The organism is Bradyrhizobium sp. SZCCHNRI20481 (assembly GCF_032485055.1).
GTDB lineage: Bacteria > Pseudomonadota > Alphaproteobacteria > Rhizobiales > Xanthobacteraceae > Bradyrhizobium.
Genome location: NZ_JAUEUE010000004.1, coordinates 183649 through 208846 on the forward strand (window position 1 = coordinate 183649; position 25198 = coordinate 208846).

Annotated in this window: 24 protein-coding genes; 12 read left to right on the plus strand and 12 right to left on the minus strand. The window is 66.8% G+C overall.

All coding sequences use genetic code 11. From position 1 onward, the window contains the following. Positions 1-38 precede the first annotated feature (38 nt). On the plus strand, positions 39-572 hold the full coding sequence (locus QX132_RS07670) for a GNAT family N-acetyltransferase (RefSeq protein ID WP_316160622.1): 534 nt from the start codon (positions 39-41) through the stop codon (positions 570-572). 1037 nt (positions 573-1609) lie between these two features. Next, positions 1610-2044 carry a DUF2147 domain-containing protein gene (locus QX132_RS07675; RefSeq protein WP_315736438.1) on the plus strand — a complete coding sequence of 145 codons (435 nt, stop codon included), beginning with the start codon at positions 1610-1612 and terminating at the stop codon, positions 2042-2044. Positions 2045-2051: 7 nt separating this feature from the next. Here the strand turns inward: QX132_RS07675 and QX132_RS07680 are convergent, their stop codons facing one another. Then, complete coding sequence (locus QX132_RS07680; protein ID WP_316160623.1) at positions 2052-3200, minus strand: DUF3095 domain-containing protein; 1149 nt, start codon at positions 3198-3200, stop codon at positions 2052-2054. A gap of 155 nt (positions 3201-3355) precedes the next feature. Between QX132_RS07680 and QX132_RS07685 the strand changes: the two genes are divergently transcribed. Beyond that, the gene (locus QX132_RS07685; protein ID WP_315777672.1) at positions 3356-4156 is read left to right on the plus strand and encodes an RMD1 family protein; all 801 of its coding nucleotides are present in this window, start codon (positions 3356-3358) and stop codon (positions 4154-4156) included. Positions 4157-4369: 213 nt separating this feature from the next. On the opposite strand, the gene QX132_RS07690 is transcribed toward QX132_RS07685, so the two are convergent. Further along, entirely contained in the window at positions 4370-5086 is a 717-nt protein-coding gene (locus tag QX132_RS07690) for an MgtC/SapB family protein (protein WP_315736435.1), read from the minus strand. Between the two features lie 156 nt (positions 5087-5242). Between QX132_RS07690 and QX132_RS07695 the strand changes: the two genes are divergently transcribed. Further along, positions 5243-5650 (plus strand): hypothetical protein, encoded by a 408-nt coding sequence (locus QX132_RS07695; RefSeq protein ID WP_315736434.1) that lies wholly within the window; start codon positions 5243-5245, stop codon positions 5648-5650. 10 nt (positions 5651-5660) lie between these two features. Here the strand turns inward: QX132_RS07695 and QX132_RS07700 are convergent, their stop codons facing one another. From QX132_RS07700 to QX132_RS07720, 5 genes are all read right to left on the minus strand, one after another. Beyond that, positions 5661-7955: a heavy metal translocating P-type ATPase gene (locus QX132_RS07700; RefSeq protein WP_316160625.1), complete on the minus strand. Its 2295-nt coding sequence runs from the start codon at positions 7953-7955 to the stop codon at positions 5661-5663. A 99-nt stretch (positions 7956-8054) separates the two neighbouring features. Next, entirely contained in the window at positions 8055-8786 is a 732-nt protein-coding gene (locus QX132_RS07705) for an SDR family NAD(P)-dependent oxidoreductase (protein ID WP_315736432.1), read from the minus strand. Next, a complete protein-coding gene (locus QX132_RS07710; protein WP_315795892.1) occupies positions 8779-10167 on the minus strand; it encodes an AMP-binding protein in 1389 nt (462 codons plus the stop codon). The genes QX132_RS07705 and QX132_RS07710 overlap by 8 nt, the downstream gene beginning before the upstream one ends. Next, on the minus strand, positions 10154-10399 hold the full coding sequence (locus QX132_RS07715) for an acyl carrier protein (protein WP_315716519.1): 246 nt from the start codon (positions 10397-10399) through the stop codon (positions 10154-10156). The genes QX132_RS07710 and QX132_RS07715 overlap by 14 nt, the downstream gene beginning before the upstream one ends. 127 nt (positions 10400-10526) lie before the next feature. Then, positions 10527-12332 carry a long-chain-acyl-CoA synthetase gene (locus QX132_RS07720; RefSeq protein ID WP_316160627.1) on the minus strand — a complete coding sequence of 602 codons (1806 nt, stop codon included), beginning with the start codon at positions 12330-12332 and terminating at the stop codon, positions 10527-10529. A gap of 176 nt (positions 12333-12508) precedes the next feature. Here QX132_RS07720 and QX132_RS07725 point away from each other — a divergent pair, with 176 nt between their 5' ends. Continuing rightward, entirely contained in the window at positions 12509-13495 is a 987-nt protein-coding gene (locus QX132_RS07725) for a tripartite tricarboxylate transporter substrate binding protein (RefSeq protein WP_316160629.1), read from the plus strand. 25 nt (positions 13496-13520) lie between these two features. Here QX132_RS07725 and htpG read toward each other — a convergent pair whose 3' ends face one another. Then, positions 13521-15392, minus strand: a complete 1872-nt coding sequence (gene htpG / locus QX132_RS07730; RefSeq protein WP_316160631.1) for a molecular chaperone HtpG — start codon at positions 15390-15392, stop codon at positions 13521-13523. Positions 15393-15460: 68 nt separating this feature from the next. Continuing rightward, positions 15461-15979, minus strand: a complete 519-nt coding sequence (locus tag QX132_RS07735; RefSeq protein WP_315812920.1) for a MarR family winged helix-turn-helix transcriptional regulator — start codon at positions 15977-15979, stop codon at positions 15461-15463. Between the two features lie 139 nt (positions 15980-16118). Between QX132_RS07735 and QX132_RS07740 the strand changes: the two genes are divergently transcribed. The 5 genes from QX132_RS07740 (at position 16119) to QX132_RS07760 (ending at position 19976) form a co-directional block, all read left to right on the plus strand. After that, positions 16119-16661, plus strand: a complete 543-nt coding sequence (locus tag QX132_RS07740; protein ID WP_316160632.1) for a VOC family protein — start codon at positions 16119-16121, stop codon at positions 16659-16661. 51 nt (positions 16662-16712) lie between these two features. After that, positions 16713-18350, plus strand: a complete 1638-nt coding sequence (locus tag QX132_RS07745; protein ID WP_316160633.1) for an FAD-dependent oxidoreductase — start codon at positions 16713-16715, stop codon at positions 18348-18350. Continuing rightward, positions 18347-18541, plus strand: a complete 195-nt coding sequence (locus tag QX132_RS07750; RefSeq protein WP_315736424.1) for a DUF2783 domain-containing protein — start codon at positions 18347-18349, stop codon at positions 18539-18541. The genes QX132_RS07745 and QX132_RS07750 overlap by 4 nt, the downstream gene beginning before the upstream one ends. A 247-nt stretch (positions 18542-18788) precedes the next feature. Further along, positions 18789-19439, plus strand: a complete 651-nt coding sequence (locus QX132_RS07755; protein ID WP_316160634.1) for an Mpo1-like protein — start codon at positions 18789-18791, stop codon at positions 19437-19439. 126 nt (positions 19440-19565) lie between these two features. Beyond that, positions 19566-19976: a hypothetical protein gene (locus tag QX132_RS07760; RefSeq protein WP_315736422.1), complete on the plus strand. Its 411-nt coding sequence runs from the start codon at positions 19566-19568 to the stop codon at positions 19974-19976. Between the two features lie 719 nt (positions 19977-20695). Here QX132_RS07760 and QX132_RS07765 read toward each other — a convergent pair. From QX132_RS07765 to QX132_RS07775, 3 genes are all read right to left on the minus strand, one after another. Further along, positions 20696-20869, minus strand: a complete 174-nt coding sequence (locus QX132_RS07765; protein ID WP_315736421.1) for a hypothetical protein — start codon at positions 20867-20869, stop codon at positions 20696-20698. Positions 20870-20949: 80 nt separating this feature from the next. Beyond that, the gene (locus QX132_RS07770; RefSeq protein ID WP_316160636.1) at positions 20950-22650 is read right to left on the minus strand and encodes a hypothetical protein; all 1701 of its coding nucleotides are present in this window, start codon (positions 22648-22650) and stop codon (positions 20950-20952) included. Positions 22651-22776: 126 nt separating this feature from the next. Next, a complete protein-coding gene (locus QX132_RS07775; RefSeq protein WP_315736419.1) occupies positions 22777-23580 on the minus strand; it encodes an MBL fold metallo-hydrolase in 804 nt (267 codons plus the stop codon). Between the two features lie 118 nt (positions 23581-23698). On the opposite strand from QX132_RS07775, the gene QX132_RS07780 reads away from it, so the two are divergent. Beyond that, on the plus strand, positions 23699-24817 hold the full coding sequence (locus tag QX132_RS07780) for a ring-opening amidohydrolase (RefSeq protein ID WP_315736418.1): 1119 nt from the start codon (positions 23699-23701) through the stop codon (positions 24815-24817). A gap of 190 nt (positions 24818-25007) precedes the next feature. Further along, positions 25008-25190, plus strand: a complete 183-nt coding sequence (locus QX132_RS07785) for a hypothetical protein (protein ID WP_316160637.1) — start codon at positions 25008-25010, stop codon at positions 25188-25190. Positions 25191-25198: the final 8 nt, after the last annotated feature.

Below are 25198 nucleotides of genomic sequence, written 5' to 3' on the forward strand. Positions count from 1 at the left end.
GTAAAACACCGTGAATTTGGAAAAAGCGAGCCGCTTTGATGAGCATCGAGATCGACGTATTGAATGGTGACGCCGCCTGGCCGCTGGTCAAGCCGCTTTACGACGCGGTTTGGCCGCCCGAGGTGGTCGCCGGATTACCGTGGGCTGGTATCACATTTGCGCATGCCGACCTGCGGGTGCTGGTACAGGACGAGAGCGGCGAGGTGCTCTGCCATGTCGGCATCTATCGCCGACTCGTGAAATGGAACGGTCAGAACGTCAATGTCGGCGGCATCGGCGGCGTTTTGACGCGCGCCGACATGCGCAACCGCGGTCTCGCCACGGTGGGACTGAACGCGGCGATCCAGACCCTGCGGCACGAGGACTCGATCAACTACGCCGTCCTGTTCTGCGCGGCGGATCGCATCCCCTTCTATACGGCACGCGGCTTCATTCCGATCGACGGCGACGTCTACGCCGAGCAGCCCGAGCAGGGCCGCATCCGCTTCGACACGCTGTCTGCGCTCGTGCACGACGTCAAGCGCACCGCGCCGACGCGCGGCACCATCGACCTCTGCGGCCTGCCGTGGTGAGGCCGCTCTCCCCTGTCGTCCCGGACAAGCGCGCGGCACGCGCGCGCAGATCCGGGACCCATACCCGCAGGGAGATGTTTGAGGCACGCTGGTCATTGGCGCTTTGCCCATGATGTCCGCTGCGGAGGATGGGTCCCGGCTCAAGGCCGGGACGACAGCGGAGCACATGGCAGTCTTCCGAAAAAAATAATCCTCTTGCGTTTTTTGCGAAATCATGATTGTATCCCGGCATCCCGCCTCACCGCAGAGGGGCGTTGCGCGCGATCGTCACGACACGCGAGGTGGGGATGCGATGGCCGCGTTGCTGCCGCAGCATGCTTATCGGCGTGCGGACGAACGGTAGCGCGCGGACGTGAAGTCGCAGCGTCCTGACACCCCGAAGCTGGTGTCAACCTGGCGCAATGCGAACGCATGGCGCTGGGGATGGTGGCCAACAAGCCCGGCGCACCAGGGAGACTGCGTATAAGCGTGAAGACCGTCGCGCAGGGAATGCCGGAGTGTTCGGCTTTGCCTGTGGTACCTGCCGCCTGCATTTTTTCAGCAGGCGGGCCATGGGTGAGGCCTTCACCCGGCATTCCCTGCGCCCTCTGCATTTTTGCATGGGCCACGATGATCGCAGACCTCGGGCGTGAAGGGCCGCGAGGCTGCAAAGCTATGTCCATCGCTGTTTGAACCGTGAAACCGCCTCACCCGCCGTCGTCGTCCCGGACAAGCCGTGACGCGCGCCAGCGCAGCATGGCGCCGATCCGGGACCCATACGCCGCGGCGGACGTGAGATGCGAAAAGCCAATGGCCGGCGTGCCTCAAACCGCTCCCTGGGGGTATGGGTCCCGGCTCAAGGGCCGGGACGACAGCGGAGTTTGTTGCGGCAGTCAAAACCATTTCCCGGCACATGCCATGAGACAATCGAACAACGGATTGAGACGGCCCGTCGGCAATGCACCTGATCGTGATGATCATGCCTTGGACAACCGCACCTCGACGATTGCAACTGCGCCGTTTGCTGTTATGGAAACGCGGCTTCAACGGGGGGTAAGATGATTTGGAAATTGCGTTTGGCTGGTCTTGCGCTGGCGACCGTCGTGATGGCGCAGCCCGCTTTGGCCGCCGATGATCCGACCGGCACCTGGCTGACCCAGGCGGGCGACGCCAGGATCAAGGTCGCCAAATGCGGCGCCAATCTCTGCGGCACCGTCGTGTGGCTGAAGGAGCCGATGGACACCGACACCGGCAAGCCGGCCGTCGACAACAAGAATCCGAATCGCTCGCTGGCCAACCGCCCGATCATCGGGCTGCAACTGTTCGAAGGCGTTCACCCCGAGGGGCCGAACAAATGGTCCGGCAAGATCTACAACGCCGACGACGGCCAGAGCTACACCAGCCACATCTCCGTTTCCGGCCCGGATACGCTGAAGGTGGAAGGCTGCGTCGGATCGTTGTGCGGCGGCGAGACCTGGACCCGCTCCCGCTGATCCGCGCTCAGGCGACCGCGGCTTTCAACGCGGTCGCAGCCGACGCGTAGCCGCCTCGTGCGCCGTCGATGAAGTGGACGTGATCGGGCCGGATCGCGGACGGCGTGAAGCAGGTCATCATCGCGGCATCCTGCCGATGCAGCCCGTAGCGGACGATGCCGCGCGAGGCCGCCGCGCCGAGCCGGCGCTCCAGCTCCTGCGCGAGCTCGTCGGTGCAGTCGAGGATCATGCGCAGCGCATCGTCATATTTGCGGAAGTCGGAATTCTCGACCACCTGCTGCTTGTAGAGATCCGGCACGAAGCCGCCGATGCTGATGTTGAACCGCATCACGGCATAGACGAACAGCGTACGTCCGAGCACGCGGGCCCAGCGCGAAAACAGCGGTCCGCGCGCGGCGCGGACCTCGTAGCCAAATCCCTGCGGCGGCCATCGCAACGCCGGCGCGCCGGCTGGCACCGGCCGCCCGGCATCGGGGCTGCGCTCGGTGAGCGTGATGATCTCCTCGATCACCTTGCGATAGGCCTGCGCCTCCGCGCCGGGGGCCGGCAGCACCAGCACCGACAGAATGACCCCACGCGCCGCCGGAATCTCCTCGAAGCGGCACGAGAGTCCGGACAGATCGGGCTGCGCACCGGACGGCGCCGGGGGAATCGAGAACTCGCCCCGCTTCATCGCGGCCTCGGCCCAGCCCAATCCGCCGCCCGCGAACATCGCGTAGGACAGATTGGCCGATGGACCGTAGCGCGCCACGCGGACGTCGAGCCCCTGCGCGCGGATGGCCGTCACGGGGACCAGCGCGACGCGCATCGCGAGAGCGAGATCCTCCCTGACCCAGGTCGCGGTGGAGGCGAGGGCTTCGCGCGCGGCCGCTTCGTCATCCGGGCTGACGGCGAAGCTGGCGCCGTCACCGCCGAACACGAACGGGAATTCGCGCCCCTCCAAGGCATTGGTGACTGCGGCGATGACCGCCGCCCCGGCCATGTTGACCGCCTTGTAGCGCTTGTCGGCGATCGCCTTGGTCGACTCGACGATGTCGGCCGTGCCGATCAGCCAATCATCCGGCACCGGCTGGTAGAGCTGCGGCTCCATCAGGCGCGCAAAGCCGCGAAACACCGGAATCGAGGCATAGTAGTCCGCAGCGCTGGTCTTCGACATCGAGAGGCATCCGTCCGGGGTGCGCGTCCAATGAGGAGCTACGTTCATTCCTGTCAAGCGGGTTCACGCAACGATATTCGGCAGCGGACGTGTCGCCAGACGGACTGCGCCGCGTTATCGTTCCATCGGCAATGACGTGCTAGCCTTTCGCCATCATGGCCGACACCTCACCCGTTCCACAACTCGCCGCCCGCGCGCTCCAGATCGCGGACCGCATCAATACCGCCGGCTTCGAAGGCCAGGTGCTGTCGGCGACGCCGCTTGCGGTCCGCATCGGCGAGACGGGAGTCGCCGTGGTCTTCCGCTACGGCGTCGTCGTCTTCATCGGCCTGTCGGTGGCCGAGGAGATCAACTTCCTCGACCGGCTGAGCGCGCGGCTGTTCGGCCCGATCGCGCCGCACGAGGAAGAGACGGCCAAGGTCCAGGTCGCGCGCGAATCCGACGAGCCAATCCCGGTCGGCGGCCCGGTCCTGGTCAAGGAATTGTCGCTGGAGCGACTGCTCATCGTCGCCGATGCGCTGGCGAAAAGCGTCGTGCTCGGCCGCAGCGAGCGCGAGATCGCCAACGTGTTCGACACCATCGAGCCATTCGCGCGCGAGCTGGCTATGCTGGGGCGAACCTCGAAGAGCCGGGTGGCGATGCTCAAGCTGCTCGGCGAGGCGCTGCTGGTGCAGCACCGGGTCTCCGGCCGCGTGGCGGTCGGCGAGAAGCCGGACGTGTTGTGGGACCGGCCCGATCTGGAGCGGCTCTATGCGCGGCTCGAGGACGAGTATGAGCTGAAGGAACGGGAGGAAACCCTCAACCGCAAGCTCGCGGTGATCGCCGAGACGGCGACCACGCTCGCCGACATCATCGACACCAAGCGCTCGCTGCGGCTCGAGGTGATCGTCGTCATCCTGATCGCCTGCGAGATCGTGCTCGGCTTCTACGAGATCTTCGCCCGCGGCGGGCACTGACGATGGAGCTGCCGCACGCCCGACGACTGACGGCGCTGCATTCAGCGATGGTTCAGGCGCGACATGGAACTTTCGCATGGGCGCGATGAGCGATGCGGGGGATGTCGAACCATGACGTGGGTGGGGAGCTTGCGACGACCGCCGGCGGCAGGCAGCCACGAGGTGTGGCGAGCGTCCCGCCGCCGGTGCGGCGATGCTGGTCGGCCAATGCCGTCACACCAGCGCTCTGACGTTCCAGGTCGCATGACGGACCCCGGCGAGCTTCGCCAGCTCGGACACGACGCGGTCGAGATCGACCGTATCGACCGCGAGCGGCACCAGCGTCGCGACGATCTCGACGATGTCCTCCGACCGATAGACGACCTCGGTCTCCCGCACCGGGTATTTGGCCGCCTCCAGCCGCTCGTCGAGCGCCTCGCGCAGCTCGGCGGCGCGCAGCCCGTCGGTGGTCAGGACGATCTCATAGTGCGCCTCCGACGTCTGCGCATTGAGCGGGATGCGATCGATCGCGTTGACCAGCGGCCGCAACAGCGTGTTGCCGGCCAGCACGAACACGGTCAGCGCCACCGATTGCGCGATCAGGTCGGCGCCGGCGCAGGCGCCGACCGCGGCGGACGCCCACAGCGTCGCGGCGGTGTTGAGCCCGCGGACGTTCATGCCCTCCTTCATGATCGTGCCGGCGCCGAGGAAGCCGATCCCCGACACCACATAGGCGATGATCCGCACCGCGCCGTCGGCGCCGGTGAGGCGGTTGCCGAGGTCGACGAAGGCGGCCGCGCCGACGGCCACCAGCACGTTGGTGCGCAGCCCGGCGCTGCGCTGCCGGTATTGCCGCTCGGCGCCGATCAGCGTCCCCAGCACGAAAGCCGTGAACAGGCTGACGAGCGTGTCGAGGAAATCATAGACCTGGAAGGTGTGGAGGAATCGCATGGGCTTGCCGACTGTCTGCGGTATTGTGCTCCGTGGCCCGCCTGGCGGCAGCGACACGCGTGGCATCCGGCGGCGGAACCGCCGCGAGAAGCCGCTTTCTTAGGACGTCCTTGATCGAAATCAAATCCCAGTCCCTCCCGCATATTTTAGGCTAATATGATCAACAGGCAGATGACGTCCGGCAAACACATGACGCCATTCTCCGACGTCCGCAGGGATCACAGCCCGGCCGTCCGGCTGGGACATGATGCGGTGAGTGCGGTGAAGCTGTCCCAGGAGCTCACCGCCGAGATCGACGCCTGGGCGGAGGCCCACCAGATGACACGCTCCGACGCCATCGGCCAATTGCTCACGATCGGCCTGCATGCATCGCGGCCGGCAGCAACAGGGCAGCTCACGTCGCGGGATCCCGTCGCCATCGAGCAGAATGCGATCCGGCTGATCGATCGGATGCTCGACCCGAACCTGGCGGCCGACGAGCGCCAGCGGCGGATTCGCCGCCTGATCGAAGGTCCTGCGGAATTTGCCAACGAGCGGATCGACCTGCCGCGGCATCCGGGCTGACGCGAACGGCTCAGGCGGCCGAGCGCGCCACCACGGCCTCGTAGATGTCGTCCTCCTGCGCCGTGTGCATGCGCACCAGCGTCTCGATCGCCTCGATCACCCGTTGCGCATCGCGGATCAGATAGCGGTCCACATGCTCGGACGGCAGATCCTCGACCAGCCGGCCGAGCAGCCGCGCCAGATGCAGGATCTCGCGATGCGCCCGGCTCATCGCCGACAGGCCATGGCTCTCCTGCAGGAGCCGCGCGAGCTTCGGATAGACCGAGCCTTCGTCGTCGCGCTCATGCGCCACGACCTTGTCCTGCACCAAGCCGTTCGCCTCCATGATCAGCGCCACGGCGCCGTCGGGCGAGGCCTCGTCGAGCGCATCGACGATCGAGCGCAGGCGGTCGAGGCCGCGCAGCAGCGCCTGGTGATCATGCCTGAGCCCGCGGCCGTCTTCGGCCGTGATCCGGCCGGCCTTGCTGCGGCCAGCCGGGAACAAAGCGCGGAGCGCGTTCAGGATGACGGCGACGTCGATGGCCTCCTGGGCCAGTGCGGCGGGCACCGGCTGCAGCAGGCCGAAGGCGGCGGCCCCCATCGCGACAAACGACAGGCCCATGCCGACGAAGATGCTCTCCAGGGCGATGCGCCGGGCGCGCTGCGCGATCACGATCGCCTCGCCCACCCGATCGAGCCGGTCGGCGAGAATGACCACGTCGGCGGCTTCCGACGAGGCGCTGGCACCACGGGCGCCGAGCGCGATGCCGACATCGGCGGAGGCCAACGCAGGGGCATCGTTGATGCCGTCGCCGACCATGATCGTGGGATGCAGCCGCTGCTCGGTCTTGACCGCCTCCACCTTGTCGGAGGGGACACGGTCCGCCAGCACGGCGTCGAGGTCGAGCGCCGCGCCGATCGCCTGCGCGGCCGCGGCGCGGTCCCCGGTCACCATGACCATGCGCGCGATGCCGGCCTCGCGCAGCCAGCGGATCGCCCGCGGCGTATCCGCGCGCAGCTCGTCGGCCAGCAGCAGCGCCCCGATCGGGCGCCCCTCGACGGCAACGAAGACGATCAGGGCTGAACGCCATGACGCCCGGCGGATCGCGCGCGCCGCCCAAGCCGGCGGCGTGCGGCTGCCGAGCACGAGGTCGCGCGAGCCGGCCATCACAGGGCGGCCATCGATCAGCCCTTCGAGGCCCGAGCCCATGGTCTCCCTGACCTGTTCGGGCACCTTCAGCTTCAGCCCGCGGGCCTGGCCGGCCTGAACGATCGCGTGCGCCACCACGTGGTGCGAGGCCTGCTCGAGCGATGCGCAGAGCAGCAGTACCGCATCGGCGTCCTCGCCCGGTGCCGCGTCGACCGAGAGCAGCCGCGCGCCGCCGACGGTCAGCGTGCCCGTCTTGTCGAACAGCACGGTATGGGCACGCGCGAGCGCCTCCAGCTTGCCGCCGCCCTTGACCAGGATGCCGCTGCGCGCGGCCTGCGCGACCCCCGCGATGAAGGCCACGGGTGCGGCGAGGATCAACGGGCAGGGCGTCGCGGCGACCAGCACCGCGAGGCTCCGGATCAGATCGCCCGAGGCGAACCAGGCGGCCGCCGCAATGGCGAGGCTGACGGGCAGAAAGATCAGGGCATAGCGGTCGGCAAGCCGCACGAACGGCGCCTTCGCGGTCTGGGCCGTCGTCACCAGCTTGACGATGCCGGCATAGGTGCTTTCGCCCGCGGTGGCCGTGACCACCATTTCGAACGTGTCGCCGGCGTTCACCGATCCCGAAAGGATCGCCATCCCGCGCGTCTTCGTCACCGGGATCGGCTCACCCGTGAGCGCCGACTCGTCGACGACGGCGATGGTCGCTTCGACCATGCCATCGACCGGGATGATTTCGCCGGCGCGGACCATCAGGCGATCACCGACCGCGACGCTGGCGATCGGAACGTTGTCGATGTCGTCGCCACGGCGGCGATGCGCCTCGCGCGGCGCGCGATCGACCAGCGCCCGCAGATCGTGCTCGGCGCGGGCGACGGCAATGTCTTCCAGCACGTTGCCGCCGGAATACATCAGCGCCACGACAGCGCCAGCCAGCGGCTCGCCGAGGATGATTGCCGCGCTCATCGACACCAGCGCAATCGCGTCGACGCCGATGCGGCCGGCCAGGAAATCGCGGACGATCGAGACGATCAGCCCGAGGATAACAGGAACGGTCGAGGCCGTGAACGCGATCCCGGCAAGATCGGGGCGACCGAGCACATGCGCGAGCCCGCCCGCGGCGAGGCCCGCGATTGCGATTGCGACGAGGCTCCACCGCAGAATGCGCTCGAACATGGATACCGGTTCCGGATTGCGCCGGCACTATCGCTGCTGCCGCCCGTCGGACGCTTGAGCGAAATCAACGGCGAGAGCGACCGATCGCCGCAAATAGCCTCAGGCGGTATTGCCTGCGTCGACCGTCAGCACGGTGCCGGTGACATTGCGCCCGCCGTCGCCGAGCAGGAATTCAACCATCGCGGCCACGTCATCGGTTTCCGGCAGCCGCCGCAACGCGCTCCGGCCGGCGATGCGCCGCTGCTGCTCCTCGTCCATGCTCTGCGTCAGCTCGGTGGCGATGAAGCCCGGCGCGATCGCGTTCACGGTGATGCCGACCTTGCCGACCTCGCGCGCCAGCGAGCGCGTGAAGCCGTTGGCGGCCGCCTTGGTCGCGCCGTAGACGGACAGGCCGTTGTAGCCGGTAGAGGCGATGATCGAGGAGATGTTGATCACCCGCCCCTCGCCCGCGGCCATCATGTGGCGAACGACGTATTTCGTCAGGATCATCGGCGCCAGCACGTTGAGCCGCACCAGCGCCTCGATCTCCGAATTGTGCATGGTCGCGAGCAGCCCTTCAGTGCCGAGACCGGCATTGTTGACGAGACCATAGAGCGGACCGAACTCGTCGCGGACCGACTTCACGAAGGCCGGAAGGTCGTCAACGACGCTGAGGTCGCAGGCGCGGAAATGAATGCCGGCGCTGCTGGCGCTGAACTCGGCCATCGCTGCGCGCAGTTCGTCGCTCTCCCGGCGGGCCACCGCGATGACGTCATAGCCCGCTCCCGCGAGCCTGCGCGCGATGGCGAGCCCGATGCCACGGCTGCCGCCGGTGACGAGAACATTATGCATCGGCGCGCGCCAGCTTGCCGGCCGGTGTGACGTCGAGCGCTGGCACGACGCGGATCATCGCCGGCACCTTGTGAGCCGCGAGACGCGCGCGACACGCGGCGAGGATCTCGTTGCGAACCGTCTTACTCCGCGCCGGATCGGCATCCGCCGTCAGCACGACCTCGGCGACGACGATGCCGCCGGTGATCGGGCTGCGTCGCGACTTGGCGCGCGACATCCGCACCTCGGGATGGCCATTGATCACGGCTTCGATCTCTTCGGGATGGACCTTGAGCCCGCCGACATTGATGATGCCGTTGCGGCGCCCGACGAAGTAGTAGCGATCGCCGCGCAGCTCGACCATGTCGCCGGTGTCGACATAGCCGTCCGTATCGGTCAGGGCAGCCGCAGCGCGTCCGACATAGGCGTGCGCCGCGCGCCTGGAGCGGATGCGCAGCGAGCCGTCGACGACCTTCATGTCGACGGCCCCGCGGCCTTCGCCGAGCAGCGTCGCAGGAAAACCCTCCAGCCCATCATTGACCGCGAAGCCGACGCCGGCCTCCGTCGAGGCGTAGGCATGACCGATCGAAGCGTCGGGAAATGCCTGCTTCAATCCGTCGAGCACGGCCTGGTCGGCGATCTCGCCGGAGAGACGCACATAGCGCGGCGCAAAGCCTTCCACCGACCCACTCATCAGCAGCTTGCGCCAATGCGACGGCGTTCCGGACATGTGAGTGACGCCGCGCGCGTTGAGACGCGCGATGTGGTCCGTGAGCCCCTCGCCCGGATCCGACAGCACCATCGAGCCACCGCCGACGATGGCACGCAGGAAGATCTGCAGGCCGCCATAGCGGCGAATGTCGTAGAAGGTCGCCCACACCGGCATCGCTTCGCCAGGACCCGGACGGTCGCCGATGATCGCGCCGCACAGGCCCTCGAGCGTATGCCCGACAATCTTCGGCACGCCCGATGTGCCTGATGTCAGCATCAGCCATTCGGTGGCGCGCACCGTCTGCACCACCTCGACAGAAGGTTGCGGCAGGGCGACCTCGATCACGAGATCCACGCCGCAGGCGTCGAAACGCTGGACCTCATCGGTCACAATGACGTCGATGTCCGCATCGGCGATGATGCTGGCGAGATGCTCGCCCTTGAGATCCGGCGGACACAACAGCAGGCGCCCCGCGACGCCGTCGATCTCGATCAGCGCGAGGCCGGCGAGCAACTGGCCGGAGGTCGCCAGCAGCACCGAACGTCCGTTGAGCTCTTTGGTGCGGCCGCCGAGGCAGCTTCCACGCGAGAGCTCGGCGAGCGATAGGACGTGACGCGGATCGGAGATCGTCCGCTCGGTCAGCGCGGTCCCGAGATGGTCGCGAAGAGCGAAGATCTCACGCGGGGACATTCTCATAGGCCCCGATGAAGTCGCCTATCGTGTTGGGGAACGTCACGTCCTCGGACAGTGTGAATGGATCGACGCCGAGATCGTCCTCGAGACGGGCGACCAGGATGGCAAAAGCGAGCGAGTCGAAGCCGGTCTCGTGCAACGTCAGTTCGTCGGTCAGCGGCGGCAGCTTGACCTTCTGCTCGTCCGCAATCTGCTTGATCGCTGCAATGATTCTTAACCGTACCGACATGGGCCAATCCGCTCACTGTTCAAACGATGAAACCGACCATAGGACGAGAAGGTGAAGGAAGCCGGACTTCCCAGCCATCTTTCGGGACCGTTGGTAAATACCCATCACGGCCTATGATTAAAATCATCTACAAACGAACCTCGCCGGCGAGGATCCGCGCATGGAGATCCCGATCGAGCGGGCAATAGGCACCCGTCCCGGCGTCCCGCACGTAGAGCGGCTCGTGCACGATCGACGGATCGAAGCCGTCGCGCATCAGCTCCTGCTTCTTCTGCTTGAATGTTTCGGTCGACTGCAGCGACGACGTGATGCGGAGCGCCACCGGCCGCGCATAGGGCGGTAACCGGCAGGCAAGTTCTACGGAGAGGCGATCGAGATCGAAGCTCTCGCCGACAACGAGCGCCGCCATGCCGGCGCGTCCATCGCAGCCCGGCACGACGACCCCATAGGTCGATGCTTCCAACACGCCGGGACATTGCAGGATCGCCTCGTTCACCTCGCTGGTCGCGACGTTCTCGCCCTTCCAGCGGAAGGTGTCGCCGACGCGATCGACGAAATAGAAGAAGCCTTGGTCATCCTGGCGCATCAGGTCGCCGGTGCGGAACCAGGCATCGCCCTTCGCGAAGACGTCGCGCAGGATCTTCTTCTCGGTCTCGCCCGTGTCGGTATAGCCCTCGAAGCGGCCGCCTCCCTGGTCCGCCGTACCGATGCGGCCAATGGCCTCGCCGATCTCGCCGCGCGCGCAGACCAGGCACCGCCCATCGGGTCCGCGCAAGGGTGCGCGCTGGTCGGCGTCCAGCTTGATGATTTCGGCGGGGAAGCGATGCGCAAGCAGCGACGGCACGCGCCCGATCGATCCCACCCTGCCCTCGACATTGTAGAGTGAGAAGTTGCCTTCGGTCGCGGCATAGAATTCCAGCACCTGGGGGATGGCGAAGCGCGCCTGGAACGCCTCCCAGACGTCACCGCGCATTCCGTTGCCGCAGGCGAGCCGCAGCCGATGGGCGCGGTCGAAATCGGACGGCGCGGCGGCCAGCAGATAGCGGCAGAGCTCGCCGATATATTGCACCAGCGTGCAATCGTGACGAACGATGTCGCGCCAGAACTTGCTCGCCGAGAATTTCTCGGCGAGCACCGCCGCACCGCCGGCGCGCAGCATGCTGCAGGGCGCGACGATGCCGCCGACGGAATGATAGACAGGCAGACAGTCATAAAGGCGATCGTCGGGACCTGCACCGGTGAGGCCAGCAAACCAGCCGCCCCAGTTCATGATGCGGCGATGGCTGATGCTGGCGGCCTTGGGCAGGCCCGTCGTGCCGGAGGTGTAGATCAGCAGCGCGCGGTCGTTGATCGTCACGGCGCGGCGCTCAGTTGCGTCGAGCGCGCGCGTATCCATCGCGGCGACCGCGACGTCGAGATCGCCGCCGCCGGCAACCCAGACACGCGGCCCGCCCGCGATCACCGGCGCAACCTCCGTATAGGCTTCGTGGAAGTCCTTGGAGACGATCACATGGACTGGCCGAGCCACATTGATGCAATGCGCGAGCGACGGTCCGATCAGATTGGTGTTGATGAGCGCAACCACGCCGCCGACGCGGCTGACCCCAAGCCAGGCGGCCAGGTAGTCGGGTCGGCTCGGCATCATCAAAGCGACCGTGTGGCCAGGCCCGATGCCGTTGGCCAGCGCCCAGCGGGCGTATCGGTTGATGCGCGCAGACAGGGCGGAATAGCTCAGCGTCTCGCGATCGGAGACGAGCGCCGGCCGTTCGGGCTGCTTCGCAGCCCAGTCGTCCACCACGTCGGCGAACAGCCGCGCCGGCTCTGCCTCGATGCGCGAGGTCAGCTCGATCGCCTTCAGCCAGATCTTTGCCGCCGACGGCCTTCGAGGGGACGTGCTGAGTTCCACAGATCGATCCGACTGCCCGGAGTTCATGAACGCCCTCACCCCAATTCGGCGTGCTTATAGGCCGGGTGGCCTGACCAGCCGTTAACCGGGAGGGTTAACCGGCCGAGAGTGCGTCGCTGTTGATGCGAATGCGATCCTTTACGAAGTTCTCGGAAATGCCGGTTAGCGTACCGCTCCCAGAACATGCCAACGCGAAGGCCGGCATGCCCAAGGACACGATGACACGACGCGCATTGCTGCGCTGCGCCGCCTGGAGCAGCGTTGCAGCCATGACTTCGACCACGGCGTTCGCCGGAGTTGATGCGCCCTATCCGGCTCAGCCTGTCACCTGGGTCATTCCGTTTGCTCCGGGTGGGGCCACCGGCCGGCTGTCGCTCTTGATCTGCGACCGGCTGACCCGCCGACTGGGCCAGCCCTTCGTGCTCGATCACCGGCCGGGTGCGGGCGGCGCGACCGCCACCAAGAACGTCGCGAGCGCTCCGCCGGACGGTTACACGATCCTTGCGACCTCGACCGCCAACGTCATCACGGCCTCGATCGACGGCTCGCCGAGCGCCGACGGAGGTCTCACGCCGGTCGCCGGCATGGCGCGCATGCCGCTGCTGCTGCTGGTCAGCCGACAGCTGCCGGTCAAGACGCTGCCCGAATTCCTGGCCTATGCCAAGGCCAACCCGGGCAAGCTCAGCGTCGGCTCCGCCGGCCCCGGCACCGTCCAGCTGCTGTCGGCCGAGCTGTTCCGGACTCTCGGCGGCATCACCTGGTCCACCGTGCACTATCGTGGCTCGGGGCCGGCCTTGACCGACCTCGCCTCCGGCCACATCCACGCGATGTTCGACAACGCCGCTTCCGCCGTCGACCTGTTGCGCAGCGGCAAGGTCCGGGCGCTGGCCGTCTCGACCCGCGAGCGCGCCGCCGCCTTCCCCGATCTGCCGCCGGTCGCCGACGTGCTGCCGGCGTTCGAAACCTCCGGCTTCTATGGCGTCGCAGTGCCGCACGGCACGCCGGAAGCCATCGTTGAGCTGCTCAACCGCGAGATCAACGCCGCGCTGGCCGATCCCGACATCAGCAGGCAGTTCGCGGAGGTCGGCGCCGCGCCGCTCACCGGCGACGTCGGCGTCTATGCCGCGACCTACCGCGCCGAGATCATGCACTGGCGCAAGCTGGTCCCGCAGGTGAGCGCGAAGAACTGACCTCCGCGCCCGCAACCCGCCTGCCTCAAGCCGCCGCGACGCCCTGCAGCACCAGCCGGTTGAGCCGGGCCGCGAACGCGGCCGGATCCTCCGGCAGTTCGCCGTCGAGAATCTGCGCCTGCTCCAGCAGCAGGAACGACAGGTCGTCGACCTTGGCCTTGTCGGCGGCGGCCTTCGCGACCGCGACGACCAGCGGATGGCGCAGATTGATCTCCAGAATCGGCTTGGTGCGGGCGCCGCGCGCCTGCTGCGACAGGATGCGCTCCAGCTCGCGGTCGGGACCATGGCTGCCGGCGACCAGACACGAGGCGCTGGTGGTAAGCCGGGTCGAGACCTTCACGTCGGTGACGTGGTCGCCGAGGCTTGCCTTGATCAGCGCGATCGTGTTGGCCTCGTCGGCGGCCGGCTGTGCCTCGTCCTCGGGCTTCGGCTCGGTCACCGGGATCGGATCGAAGTTGATGTCGCCCTGGCTTAGCGACTTCAGCGGCTTGCCGTCATATTCGAGCCTCGCCGAGGTCCAGAACGCATCGACCGGATCGGTGAGCAGCAGCACCTCGACGCCGCGCGCCTTGGCGGCCTCGAGCCGCGGATTGGACTTCAGCCGCTCGATGCTGTCACCGACCAGGAAATAGATCTCGGTCTGATTCTCCTTGAGCCCCTCGACATACTGCTTCAGCGAGCGCTTCTCGCCTGATGTCGTGGTGAAGCGCGCCAGGGCCAGCAGCTTGTCGCGGCGCTCGAAATCCTCGTACAGGCCTTCCTTGATGACGGCGCCGAACGAATCCCAGACCTTGTCGAAGTTCTCGGCATCCTTGTCGGCGAGTTGCTCCAATTCGCTGATCACCCGCGTCGTCACCGCCTTGCGGATCTGGGCCAGCTGCGGATTGTTCTGCAGCATCTCGCGCGACAAATTGAGCGGCAGGTCCTCGCTGTCGATCACGCCGCGGATGAAGCGCAGATAGGCCGGCATCAGGTCGGCGTCATCGGTGATGAAGACGCGGCGGACATAGAGCTTGACCTTGCCCTTGCGCGCCGGCTCGAACAGGTCGAACGGCTTGGTCGACGGCGCGAACAGCAGCACCGCATAGGAATAGCGGCCCTCGGCGCGGTAGTGCAGCGTCATTGCCGGCTCGTCGAACGCGTGCGCAATCGACTTGTAGGCCTTGCTGTAATCCTCGGACGTCAGCTCGGACTTCGAGCGCTGCCATAGGGCGCTGGCGGAGTTGATCTGGCGCGGCTCGCCCTCCTCCGCCACCAGCATGATCGGGAACTGGATGTTGTCGGAATAGGCGGTGACGATGCGCTCGATCTCGAAAGCTTCGAGATATTTCTTGGCGTCGTCCTTCAGATGCAGCACGATCTCCGTGCCGCGCGCCACCCGCTTGGCATCCTCCTCGGACGCGGGTGCGACCTCGAAGCCGGCGCCGCCGGAGGAGGTCCAGGTCCAGACGTCATTCTCGCCGGCGCGCCGGCTGATGACGACGATGCGGTCGGCGACCATGAAGGCCGAGTAGAAGCCGACGCCGAACTGGCCGATCAGGCCGGTGCCGTCCTTGGCCTCGGCCAGCTTCTGCACGAACGCCTTGGTGCCGGAGCGGGCGATGGTGCCGAGATGGTCGATCAGTTCCTGGCGCTCCATGCCGATGCCGCTGTCGGCGATGGTCAGCGTATCCGCCGCCTTGTTCGGAATGATGCGGATCTGCGGCGGCTCGCCCTCGCCGATCAGGTCGGGCCTGGCGATCGCCTCATAGCGCAGCTTGTCACAGGCGTCGGAGGCGTTCGAAATCAGCTCGCGCAGGAAAATGTCGGTCTCGGAATAGACCGAATGCACCATCAGATGGAGCAGCTCGGAGACTTCGGCCTGGAAGGAATGGCTAACGGTCGCGGTGTCGGTCATCGTCGTGCGTTGGCCCATGCTATCAAGGGTGGAGAGAGACCGTCGATATAGCGCGGCGGCGGCACCGATCAAGCCTTCCGACCGGGGGGATCACCGGCCGATCGTTCGGCGGCCGCGAGCAGCTTGTCGATGACCGCGTCCAGGGTGGCGATCTCGGCGGCCGAAAGCACGCTCAGCAGATCGGCCTCGCGCGCCAGCGCATGGGGCACGATTCTGCGGTACAGCGCCCTGCCGGCGGCCGTCAGCGCTACGATCCGCTCCCGTCCATCCGCGGGATCGCGGCTGCGGCTGACGATGCCGCGTGCCTCCAGGCTCTGCATGGCGCGGCTGACGTTCATCTTGTCGAGCGTCGTCAGCCGGCCAATCTCCTTGGTCGGCAACCGCGGCTGCTCGCCGAGCGCCGCCAGGATCCGCCATTCCTGGCGCGACAGCGCGAACCGGTCGGCATAGACCTCCGCCACCGCCAGCGACACCTGCTCGGCGAGGCGGGCCAGCCGATAGGGAAAATAGCGCTGCAGTCTGAGCTCGCGCTCGGTGGTCCCCTCGCCGTCCCTCCGGTCCCGCATCTCGCTGGCCAGCTTCGTCATCGCGTCCTCTGCCCTCATCCGTTCCAGGCGCTCGCCCCTGGCGACCTCAATCCGATCCCGATCGGGTTGATCTGGATCAAAGCCGCCAGATCGTATCATCCGTTACTATCTTGCCAACAACGATCATGGGAGGACCATCATGCAGATCGAGAAGATCCATCACGTCGCCTATCGCTGCGTCGACGCCAAGGCCACGGTCGAGTTCTACAAGAAGGTCCTCAACATGGACCTGCTCGGCGCGATCGCCGAAGACAAGGTGCCCTCGACCAAGGCGCCCGATCCCTACATGCACATCTTCCTCGATGCCGGGAACGGCAACATCCTCGCCTTCTTCGAGCTGCCGAACTCGCCGCCGATGGGACGCGATCCCAACACCCCGGAATGGACCCAGCACATCGCCTTCCAGGTCAAGGACATGGCGGAGCTCGAGGAAGCGAAGGCACGCGCGGAGGCCGCCGGCCTCGACGTCGTCGGGATCATCGACCACACCATCTTCAAGTCGATCTATTTCCACGATCCGAGCGGCCACCGGCTGGAGATCGCGGCCTGGACCGCGACGCCCGACCAGATCGCGCGGATGAAGTCGGTCGCCCACGCCATGGTGGACGAATGGGCGACCACCAAGAAGCCGCCGCGGCACACCGCCTGGATGCACGAGAAGGAATTCGCAGGCAGCGACTGAGCGATTGCTCGTCCCGACAGTCCCGACCGCAACGCGCCAGGCGAGGCAGCCATGAGCAACTATGTCTATCCGCGATTTCCCTACGTCTGCTCGGCGGAGCAGCGCGGCGGCGAGACCCGCCGCCATCCGATCGTCGTGATCGGCGCCGGGCCGATCGGCCTGACGGCGGCGCTCGATCTCGCCGCCCGCGGCCAGCCCGTCGTCGTGCTCGATGACAACGATACCGTCAGCATCGGCTCCCGCGCCGTGTGCTACGCCAAACGCCCGCTCGAGATCTGGGATCGGCTCGGTTGCGCCGCGCCGATGGTCGAGAAGGGCGTCAGTTGGAACATCGGCAAGGTTTTCTTCCGCGACCAGCTCTCTTATCAATTCGATTTGCTGCCCGAGCCCGACCATCGCTGGCCGGCAATGATCAACCTGCAACAATACTATCTCGAGGAGATTCTGGTCGATGTCTGCAACAGGACGCCGCTGATCGACCTGCGCTGGAAGCATCGGCTGGTCAGCCTCAAGCAGAACGACGACTGCGCTGATCTCGCGGTGGAGACGCCCGACGGCATCTTCACCATGGAGGCGCAATGGGTGATCGCCTGCGACGGCGCCAATTCTGACACCCGGCGCATGGTCGGCGCTGAGTTCAAGGGCCAGTTCTTCCAGGACCGCTTTTTGATCGCCGATGTCAGGATGAAGGCGGAGTATCCGACCGAGCGCTGGTTCTGGTTCGATCCGCCGTTCCATCCGGGACAGTCGGTGCTGCTGCATCGCCAGTCCGACAACATCTGGCGCATCGACTTCCAGCTCGGCTGGGACGCCAATCCGGACGAAGAGAAAAAGCCCGAGCGCGTGATCCCACGCATCCGGGCGATGCTCGGCGAGACCACCGAATTCGAGCTGGAATGGGTGTCGATCTATCAGTTCGCCTGCCGCCGGATCGACAATTTCCGTCACGGCCGCGTCCTCTTCGCGGGCGATGCGGCGCACCAGGTGTCGCCGTTCGGCGCCCGCGGCGCCAACACCGGCGTGCAGGACATCGACAACCTCGCCTGGAAGCTGGCGCTGGTGCTGCGCGGCGAGGCGCCGGAGAGCCTGATCGACAGCTATCACGAGGAGCGCGCCTTTGCCGCCGACGACAATATCCTGAACTCGACACGGGCGACCGACTTCATCACGCCGAAGACGCAAGCCAGCCGCCTTTATCGCGACGCCGTGCTCGACCTCGCACAGAACCACAGCTTTGCGCGGCCGCTGGTCAACAGCGGCCGGCTGTCGACGCCGACGCCCTATGTCGCGTCGTTGCTGAACACGCCTGACGGCGGGAGCGTCCCCGGGGCGATGACGCCTGGCACCAATGCCGCCGATGCGCCGGTGACGATCGTGGGACAGCCCGGCTGGTTGCTGAACTGCCTTGGCTCGGGCTTCACGGTGGTCACCTTCGACAACGCCGTCACGGCCGAGCAGCTCAGCATCGACGGCATCACGGCGCGGGTGATCGTCGTCGGCCGCGACATCGCTGATGCCAAGGGCCTGCTCGCGGCACGATACGGTGCCTCGCCCGGCACGACCTATCTGTTCCGTCCCGATCAATATGTCACCGCCCGCTGGCCGCAGTTTGACGAGAACGCGATCACGGAGGCGGTCCGGCGCGCCTGCGGCAGGCGCGGCGCGGTCCAGCAGGAGCTTGCGGCATGAGCCTGACCCTCACCCCGAACATCAGCGATCCCGACGACTTCTATGCCGAGCTGATCGGCGGCCAGCGCGACCTCAGCGAGGACGAGGCCCTGCGCATGAACGCCAGGCTGGTGCTGCTGCTCGCCAACCATATCGGTGACCGCGCGATCCTGAGCGAGGCGATCCGGCTGGCAAGGTCGCCCGCCGGCTGATGCAGGCCACAACACGCCACATCGGCAGCCGGCTTTGATCCGGATCAAAGCCGTTTCTCCGCATTTTGCGGCAGACAGAGAGACCAGCCGGCGAGTCGTGCGCCGGCGCAGAGTCCGCTCGCTTGCGCACATTGCGGCTCCCGATCCGCTCCCGGTCGGTTTCATTGTGACAACATCATAATGTCACGCCACCTTCACTGAAGGCCTCTACGTCTTCGCCTCGTTCCACAACGGCACGGGGATTCGCATGTCGCGCTACTACAAGACGCTGCAGACGCAGCGCTTCGACGACTATCGCTACTATCATCAGAGCCGGATCAATCAGACGCTGCACCTGATCAGCGCCGTGATCTTCCTCGTGTGCTATGCGCTGCTGTTCAAGGATCCGGCGATGGCCGGCCTGGTCGGCTGGCTCGCGATGCTGACGCGGCAGACCGGGCACTTCTTCTTCGAACCGAACGGCTATGACCACATCAACGGCGTCAGCAACGACTACAAGGAGGCGGTCAAGGTCGGCTACAATCAGACTCGCAAGATCGTGCTGCTGACGGTGTGGGGCCTGGTGCCGGTGGCGCTGTTCGCGTTTCCGACGCTGTTCGGCCTGTTCGCCGAGCCGGCCGGCCGGATGGACTTCGTCCGCCACGTCGGCCTGCTCTGGCTTGCGGTCGGCATCGGCGGCGGTCTGTTTCGCGTCATCCAGCTGTTTGCAATGCAGGATGTCTCGACGGGCCTGATCTGGGCCTTCAAGGTGCTGACCGACCCGTTCCACAACATTGCGCTGTATTGGAAGTCGCCGCTGGCGCTGCTGCGCGGCGAGCTCATCGATCCGACCATCAAGGACGCCTCGCATTGGGGCGCCGCCGAGGACGAGGCCGAAGAAGCTGCGCATCTCACCTGATCGCGAGTTCCCGCCGCCGGCCGGTCCTGCGGCGGGAGTTCTCGAACAGAGGGGCTGCAACAACATGGAACAACTCTCCTGCTACGCCGTTGCGGCCTCAGTGCTGGCGGCCTTCAGGAGCTCCCCATGTGTGACTACAGCCTCCATACTGTTGCTTCCCGCGATGCCAAAACTGCCGACGTGCTGGTCTCCTGTCGATTTCCCGGCACGGAGACCCGCGGCTTCTGCACCAAGGACGACCCGTTGACCGCCGTCTGCCTGCGGCCGGGCACGGAGCTCGCCTTCGAAGACGATGTCCGCATCAAGGGCTTCTTCTTCCGCCGCAAGGTCGGCGCCCATCTCGCCCGCTTCCGCCAGGTCGACACCAACAAGCCGACCGAACATCACGATGCGCTCGAATTCTCCAATGGCCGAATCGTCAAGGTCACCGACCTCGCCGCCGGCCAGCGCGCCCGCGTGCTGCAGATGCCGGCCGATCCGGCCGCCAAGCGCACGACGGCGCCGCTCACGATCGAGCTGCGCGCCACGCAGCTCTGAAGGCTTCGACATTGACTTCGACATGGACGATGTCGGCGCCGCGGCGCTGGCGTCGCCCATGGCCAATCGAAATGCTCGGCTCATCGAACGCGATGCGTTGCGGGAGTGAGGTCTTGCTGCGGATATCATCGACATGCGTCGTCGCGTTCCCGCGGCCCGTCGGACCCGAGTGATGCGGCAGTCGTCCCTCTGAAAATGAGAGGGCGCGGGGAAGGCCGGGTGCTGACCGCGGCCCATGGCCCGCCTGCAACAAGAAAAGCAGACGGCAGTCACCACAGGTCGGGCCTGACAACCGGCCTCCCCCGCGCGATCGGTTTTAACGGTGTCCTTCGTGCTCTCCCTGGGGATCGGCTTTCTTGCCCCCATCGCCCGCGCGTGCCGTCAAGCAACGCTTGCGGACTTGACCTCAGCGTCGAGAGGCCAGGACCACACGACTTCGCCGTCCGCGCCGGACTGCGCTCGTCTGGCACAGCCGTCACGTCCATCGCAGCCCACCTCCACGTTCGTGACGACGCGTACGTCCCTCTGCACGAGGTGGGATGGGAGGAGATAAGCATTGTTTCGGAAAAATAGCAAGAGAAATTTCGTGAAATCCGCAAGCGCCCCTCGAGCAGGGGTGGGTGCGCTCCCCTCCCCCTTGCGGGGAGGGGAGCGGAGCGCACGGCGGGGCCGGCGCAGTAGGCGGAGACTCGGGAAGCGCAGTCCGACGAATGCCTGGTTCAATCCGGCAGGTTCGTGAACCGCGGCCGCCAGACGCCGAGGATGACGTTCACGGTGGCGACGCCGAGCATGACCCAGATCGCGCCTTGCTCGGTGCCGAAGTTGGGCTGCAGCGTCGCCGGATCGATCTGGCCGGCGACGGCGCGCGCGGCCTCGTCGGCCGCTTCCTGCATCGGTCCCTGTACGGCGGCAAAGCCCCATTCGAAGACGAGGATAGCGAGCTTGGCGAGCGCCCAGCCGGCGCTCTCCGGCCTCAGGACGGTGAGGCCGTCCGCGGAGCAGGCTCCGGCTTCTGCACCGCCGTGGTGCCGGTGCCGCCCTGCCCGACGCGGAACAGTTGGATGTAGCTGCCGAGATAGAGCGGTGTGAGGCCGGCGACCGGCTGCTCAGGGAGCGGCGGGTCGAGCAGCAGAACGGCATCGAAGTGCGACCGCCAGCCGGCCAGATAGCGCGCGAGCTGCAACACGTCGGCCGACGGCGTGTCCGGCTGCAGCCAGCGCCACGCGGCGGGCTCGGCCAGCGGCTGCGCAAGGCGCGCGAAAGAGGGACGGACCGCCACGGGCTGCTGGCTCGGATGGGCGAACATCAGCGGCCAGAACGCCCGTCGCTCGATCACGAGCAGCGCCGCCATATGGGAATCGACATAGCGGAATCCGGGCAGGATCCGCTCGCGCCGGCTGGAGACGGGCTGCTCATGGCCATGCGCGGCGATGACGCGCGCGCCGGGCTGCACATGCGCGATCGCCGCGCGCAGTTCGGCGAGGTCGACCCTGTGATCGATCCATGCCGATGCGATGTCCACGGTACGAATCAGCGTCAGGCCCGCGAGGACGATGCCGACGAGCGCCGCCTTCCTGCCGGACACGACCGGCTGCAGGCCGGCGAACAGCAGCAGGCCGCACATCGCGGCAAAGCGCATATCGATGAACGTTCCGCCCAGCGCGCTCCATGGCGCCGCGACGAAGGCGACGAACAGCGCCGCCAGCGCCAGCGGCATGCCCGGCGCGACGACGATCTGGCGCCGGACGAGGATCAACACCGACAGCACCGCGACGGTCGTTATGACCGTCAGCTCGGCGCTGGTGGTCAGGAACGGCGTCATGATGCGCCACAGCTTCGGCGGTCCGATCCAGGCGCCGAGTTGCAGCCCGCCCTCACCCAGCGGACAGAGCCCGTAGAGCAGCACGGCCGGGCTGAGCGTGATGCCGAGCGCGCAGGCGACGACCACCAGCTCCCGTGCAAGGCCGGGCGACCGGCGCAGCCGCCACAGCCGATCGGCCTCTCCAGCGCCGATCAGGACCGCGAAGAACAGCAGGCCGAAGATGTGGCAGAGGAAGGCGGCCGCCGCGGCGATGGCTCCCCACGCGATCGCGGGCAGCCAGCCGCGACGGCGCAGCGCCACCCAGCCGGCGGCGCCGCCGAGCGCGAGACCAAGCGAGAGCTGGAAATTCATGAAGCCGAGCAGGAAGACGCCGTCATAGGCGATGATGCCGGCCGCCAGCGGCCACAACGACAAGCGGCCGAACACCGCGCGGTGATAGGCGATCACGCCAAAGAGCGGCGCGAACAGGCTGAGCGCGAGCAGGATGCGGCCGCCGACATGAACGTCGGTGAAGCGCAGCAGCGCCACGCCGATCACATCCATGCCGAGATTGGGCAGGACGCGCCAGTTCGGCGCGTACATCTGCGACAGCACGGGATCGTCGGGATGCGCCAGCACGAACAGGCGCGCGAGGTGGTTCGGATAGTCGAGCACCGGCGGCACATCGACCAGCAGGAACGGCAGCGCGAGCACGATGGCGAGCACGAGCGCCAGCACGGCCCAGAGCCGCTGCATGTGGCTGGCGGTGGACGCGAACGCCGGATCGTGCAGACCCGGGAGAGTATCTGAATGCAGGATGAGGCCGGCCGGCGCGATGGCGCCGGTCACCGACGAGCACGATTGCGAACGCATTGAGGTACCCCACTCCGCCCGGGATACTTCGATACCATCCGACCAAAGACTGCAAGACGCTCAAATACAACCTTATGGTTGTGCCTAATGCCCCGTTACTTTACGGGGGTTCGTGGAACCAGCGGCTCAGGCGATCGCCTGGAGATAACGCCGCACCGAGCGATCGAACGCCGCCTTCGCATCGTCGCCGATGTTCTTCTGCCACCACGCGCCGTAGATGCGGTCGAAGGCGAGCGGCGCGACCGCATCGGCGATGCGGCGCACGGCGGCGGCGCCGAGCGGGATGTAGTTCGGATAGGAGTACATGAAGCTGACGTGGCGGCGATCCATCGCCACCATCGCGATGTCACCGGTCAACAGCGCGCCCTTGCCACCGGCACCTTTGCGCCAATGCAGGATGGTGGCGCCGGCGAAATGCCCGCCGGTCCGCAGCAGCACGACGTCATCCGAGATGGCGAGGCGATCGCCCGTCCATGGCACGATGGCCGGATGCGGCCGGGTGACGAAGGCGCGGTCGTCGCCATGGAGATAGACCGGCGCGTTGCCGAATGCCTCGCTCCAATCGGCGACCGCGCCATAGTAGTGCGGATGCGACACCGCGATGGCCTTCAGGCCGCCCAATGAGCGGACGCGGGCAATGGCTGCCTCCGTCGCCAAGGGAATGCAGTCCCACATCACGCAGCCGTCCGGCTCGGGAACGAGCAGCGCGCGCTGGCCGATCGCAAAGCTGGGATCCAAAGCGAGGCCGGTCAGGCCGTCATCCTCGCGCCAGATGACCTGATGCCGGCCAGCAAGGTCGTCGCGGCTGAGGAAGCTCTGTCCCTTCCAGTTCACATATTGCCGCTCGTCCTCGCAGACGACGCAATGGCCGGGCGGCGCCTTCGTATCGGGAAACTGCGCGCCGCATTGAAAGCAGGTCCAGAGAGGCATGGATCACCGGTCGTCGAGATGGGATTGCGGAGGATAGCACGCGGACCATCCCGGAACACCGTCGCGCGCGGCTTCGTGATTGCCTAGTGTCGCCGGACGCCCGACAGGAGTTCTCGACATGCCGACCACGCTGCGCCGCGCCTACGTTCACCGCCTGCCGATGCGCAGCCCGGACGATGTCGGCGCGCTCGAGGCCGGAATCGCGCAAGGCGCCATCGATCCCGCCGGCATCGTCGCCATTCTCGGCAAGACCGAGGGCAATGGCTGCGTCAACGACTTCACCCGCGCCTTCGCCGTGCGCTCGCTGGAGGCGCTGCTCGGCCGATATCTCGCGGCCGACGCCGTGCGGCAGATCGCGATGGTGATGTCCGGCGGCACCGAGGGCGCGCTGTCGCCGCACATGATCGTGTTCGAGGCACGCGACGGCGGCGACGCCGTGGCGCCGCGCGCTTTCCCGGCATCGCTGGCGCTCGGGCGCGCGCGCACGGCGGCGCTGGCGGGCGAGCATCTCGGCCGCATGCCGCAGGTCGAGCTCGTGGCGGCCGGCGTGCGCGCGGCGATGGCTGACGCCGGCATCAGCGATCCCGCCGACGTCCATTACGTGCAGGTGAAATGCCCGCTGCTGACGATGGAGCGGATCGAGGCGGTGGAGGCGCGGGGAGAGCGCACCGCCGTGCGCGATACGCTGAAGTCGATGGGCTTTTCCCGCGGCGCCTCGGCGCTCGGTGTCGCCGTCGCGCTCGGCGAGGTCGCCGCTGCCGATCTCTCCGATGCGACGATCTGCACGGATGTCTCGCGCTACAGCGAGCGCGCGGCGACATCGGGCGGCGTCGAGCTGCTCGACCACGAGATCATGGTCGCCGGCATGTCGGCCAAGTGGAGCGGGCCGCTGGCGATCGATCATGCGGTCATGGGCGATGCCATCGACATCGAGCCGGCGCGGCAGGCGCTCGCCCGACTCGGCCTGAACGTGCCGGGCCAGGTGCCGGCCGCCGATCGCAGCCGCATCGCCGCGGTGCTCGCCAAGGCGGAGGCGGCGCAGAGCGGCCGGCTGCGCGGCCAGCGGCATACCATGCTCGACGACAGCGACGTCTCTTCGACCCGCCACGCCCGCGCCTTCGTCGGCGGCGCGCTGGCCGGGCTGTTCGGCTTCACCGACCTGTTCGTCTCGGGCGGCGCCGAGCATCAGGGCCCCGACGGCGGCGGGCCGGTCGCGATCATCGCCGAGCGCCGCTGATCTCACGGTCGAAATCCCGGGCCACGCGTTCTACCTGATCACCACGGCGAAGTTCTGAGCCGCATACGCGTCCCGATCGGGAAACAGATTCGCCAGATTCCCGCCGCATCTCGCGACGCGGCGGGGAGCAGCTCGAACCGAAGATCGACCGAAGTGATCGTCAAGCGCACGATTCACCTCGCGAGACGACGTGAAAGACCACCAACTCTCTGATCAGCAATTGAATGATGGAGATCAGCTCAACCAGGAGGTTTCAACTGTTGCCGTGAGGCGACACTTTGCGAACAAGTCTCATTTTCAGAAATGGATGGAAACTTTTCGCATTCCGGCCACCAGCGGAACCAGCTTTGGGCCGCTTTCCCCCGCTTCTTGACTTGCATT

Coding starts and splice junctions, on each gene's coding strand:
- QX132_RS07740 (WP_316160632.1), top strand. CDS start 16,119: ATGCAGATCGAGAAGATCCATCACGTCGCCTATCGCTGCGTCGACGCC.
- QX132_RS07760 (WP_315736422.1), top strand. CDS start 19,566: ATGTGTGACTACAGCCTCCATACTGTTGCTTCCCGCGATGCCAAAACT.
- QX132_RS07680 (WP_316160623.1), bottom strand. CDS start 3,200: ATGTCGAAGACCAGCGCTGCGGACTACTATGCCTCGATTCCGGTGTTT.
- QX132_RS07670 (WP_316160622.1), top strand. CDS start 39: ATGAGCATCGAGATCGACGTATTGAATGGTGACGCCGCCTGGCCGCTG.
- QX132_RS07735 (WP_315812920.1), bottom strand. CDS start 15,979: ATGACGAAGCTGGCCAGCGAGATGCGGGACCGGAGGGACGGCGAGGGG.
- QX132_RS07695 (WP_315736434.1), top strand. CDS start 5,243: ATGATCAACAGGCAGATGACGTCCGGCAAACACATGACGCCATTCTCC.
- QX132_RS07685 (WP_315777672.1), top strand. CDS start 3,356: ATGGCCGACACCTCACCCGTTCCACAACTCGCCGCCCGCGCGCTCCAG.
- QX132_RS07715 (WP_315716519.1), bottom strand. CDS start 10,399: ATGTCGGTACGGTTAAGAATCATTGCAGCGATCAAGCAGATTGCGGAC.
- QX132_RS07690 (WP_315736435.1), bottom strand. CDS start 5,086: ATGCGATTCCTCCACACCTTCCAGGTCTATGATTTCCTCGACACGCTC.
- QX132_RS07700 (WP_316160625.1), bottom strand. CDS start 7,955: ATGTTCGAGCGCATTCTGCGGTGGAGCCTCGTCGCAATCGCAATCGCG.
- QX132_RS07745 (WP_316160633.1), top strand. CDS start 16,713: ATGAGCAACTATGTCTATCCGCGATTTCCCTACGTCTGCTCGGCGGAG.
- QX132_RS07775 (WP_315736419.1), bottom strand. CDS start 23,580: ATGCCTCTCTGGACCTGCTTTCAATGCGGCGCGCAGTTTCCCGATACG.
- QX132_RS07750 (WP_315736424.1), top strand. CDS start 18,347: ATGAGCCTGACCCTCACCCCGAACATCAGCGATCCCGACGACTTCTAT.
- QX132_RS07720 (WP_316160627.1), bottom strand. CDS start 12,332: ATGAACTCCGGGCAGTCGGATCGATCTGTGGAACTCAGCACGTCCCCT.
- QX132_RS07780 (WP_315736418.1), top strand. CDS start 23,699: ATGCCGACCACGCTGCGCCGCGCCTACGTTCACCGCCTGCCGATGCGC.
- QX132_RS07675 (WP_315736438.1), top strand. CDS start 1,610: ATGATTTGGAAATTGCGTTTGGCTGGTCTTGCGCTGGCGACCGTCGTG.
- QX132_RS07710 (WP_315795892.1), bottom strand. CDS start 10,167: ATGTCCCCGCGTGAGATCTTCGCTCTTCGCGACCATCTCGGGACCGCG.
- QX132_RS07725 (WP_316160629.1), top strand. CDS start 12,509: ATGCCCAAGGACACGATGACACGACGCGCATTGCTGCGCTGCGCCGCC.
- QX132_RS07770 (WP_316160636.1), bottom strand. CDS start 22,650: ATGCGTTCGCAATCGTGCTCGTCGGTGACCGGCGCCATCGCGCCGGCC.
- QX132_RS07705 (WP_315736432.1), bottom strand. CDS start 8,786: ATGCATAATGTTCTCGTCACCGGCGGCAGCCGTGGCATCGGGCTCGCC.
- QX132_RS07755 (WP_316160634.1), top strand. CDS start 18,789: ATGTCGCGCTACTACAAGACGCTGCAGACGCAGCGCTTCGACGACTAT.
- htpG (WP_316160631.1), bottom strand. CDS start 15,392: ATGACCGACACCGCGACCGTTAGCCATTCCTTCCAGGCCGAAGTCTCC.
- QX132_RS07765 (WP_315736421.1), bottom strand. CDS start 20,869: ATGCAGGAAGCGGCCGACGAGGCCGCGCGCGCCGTCGCCGGCCAGATC.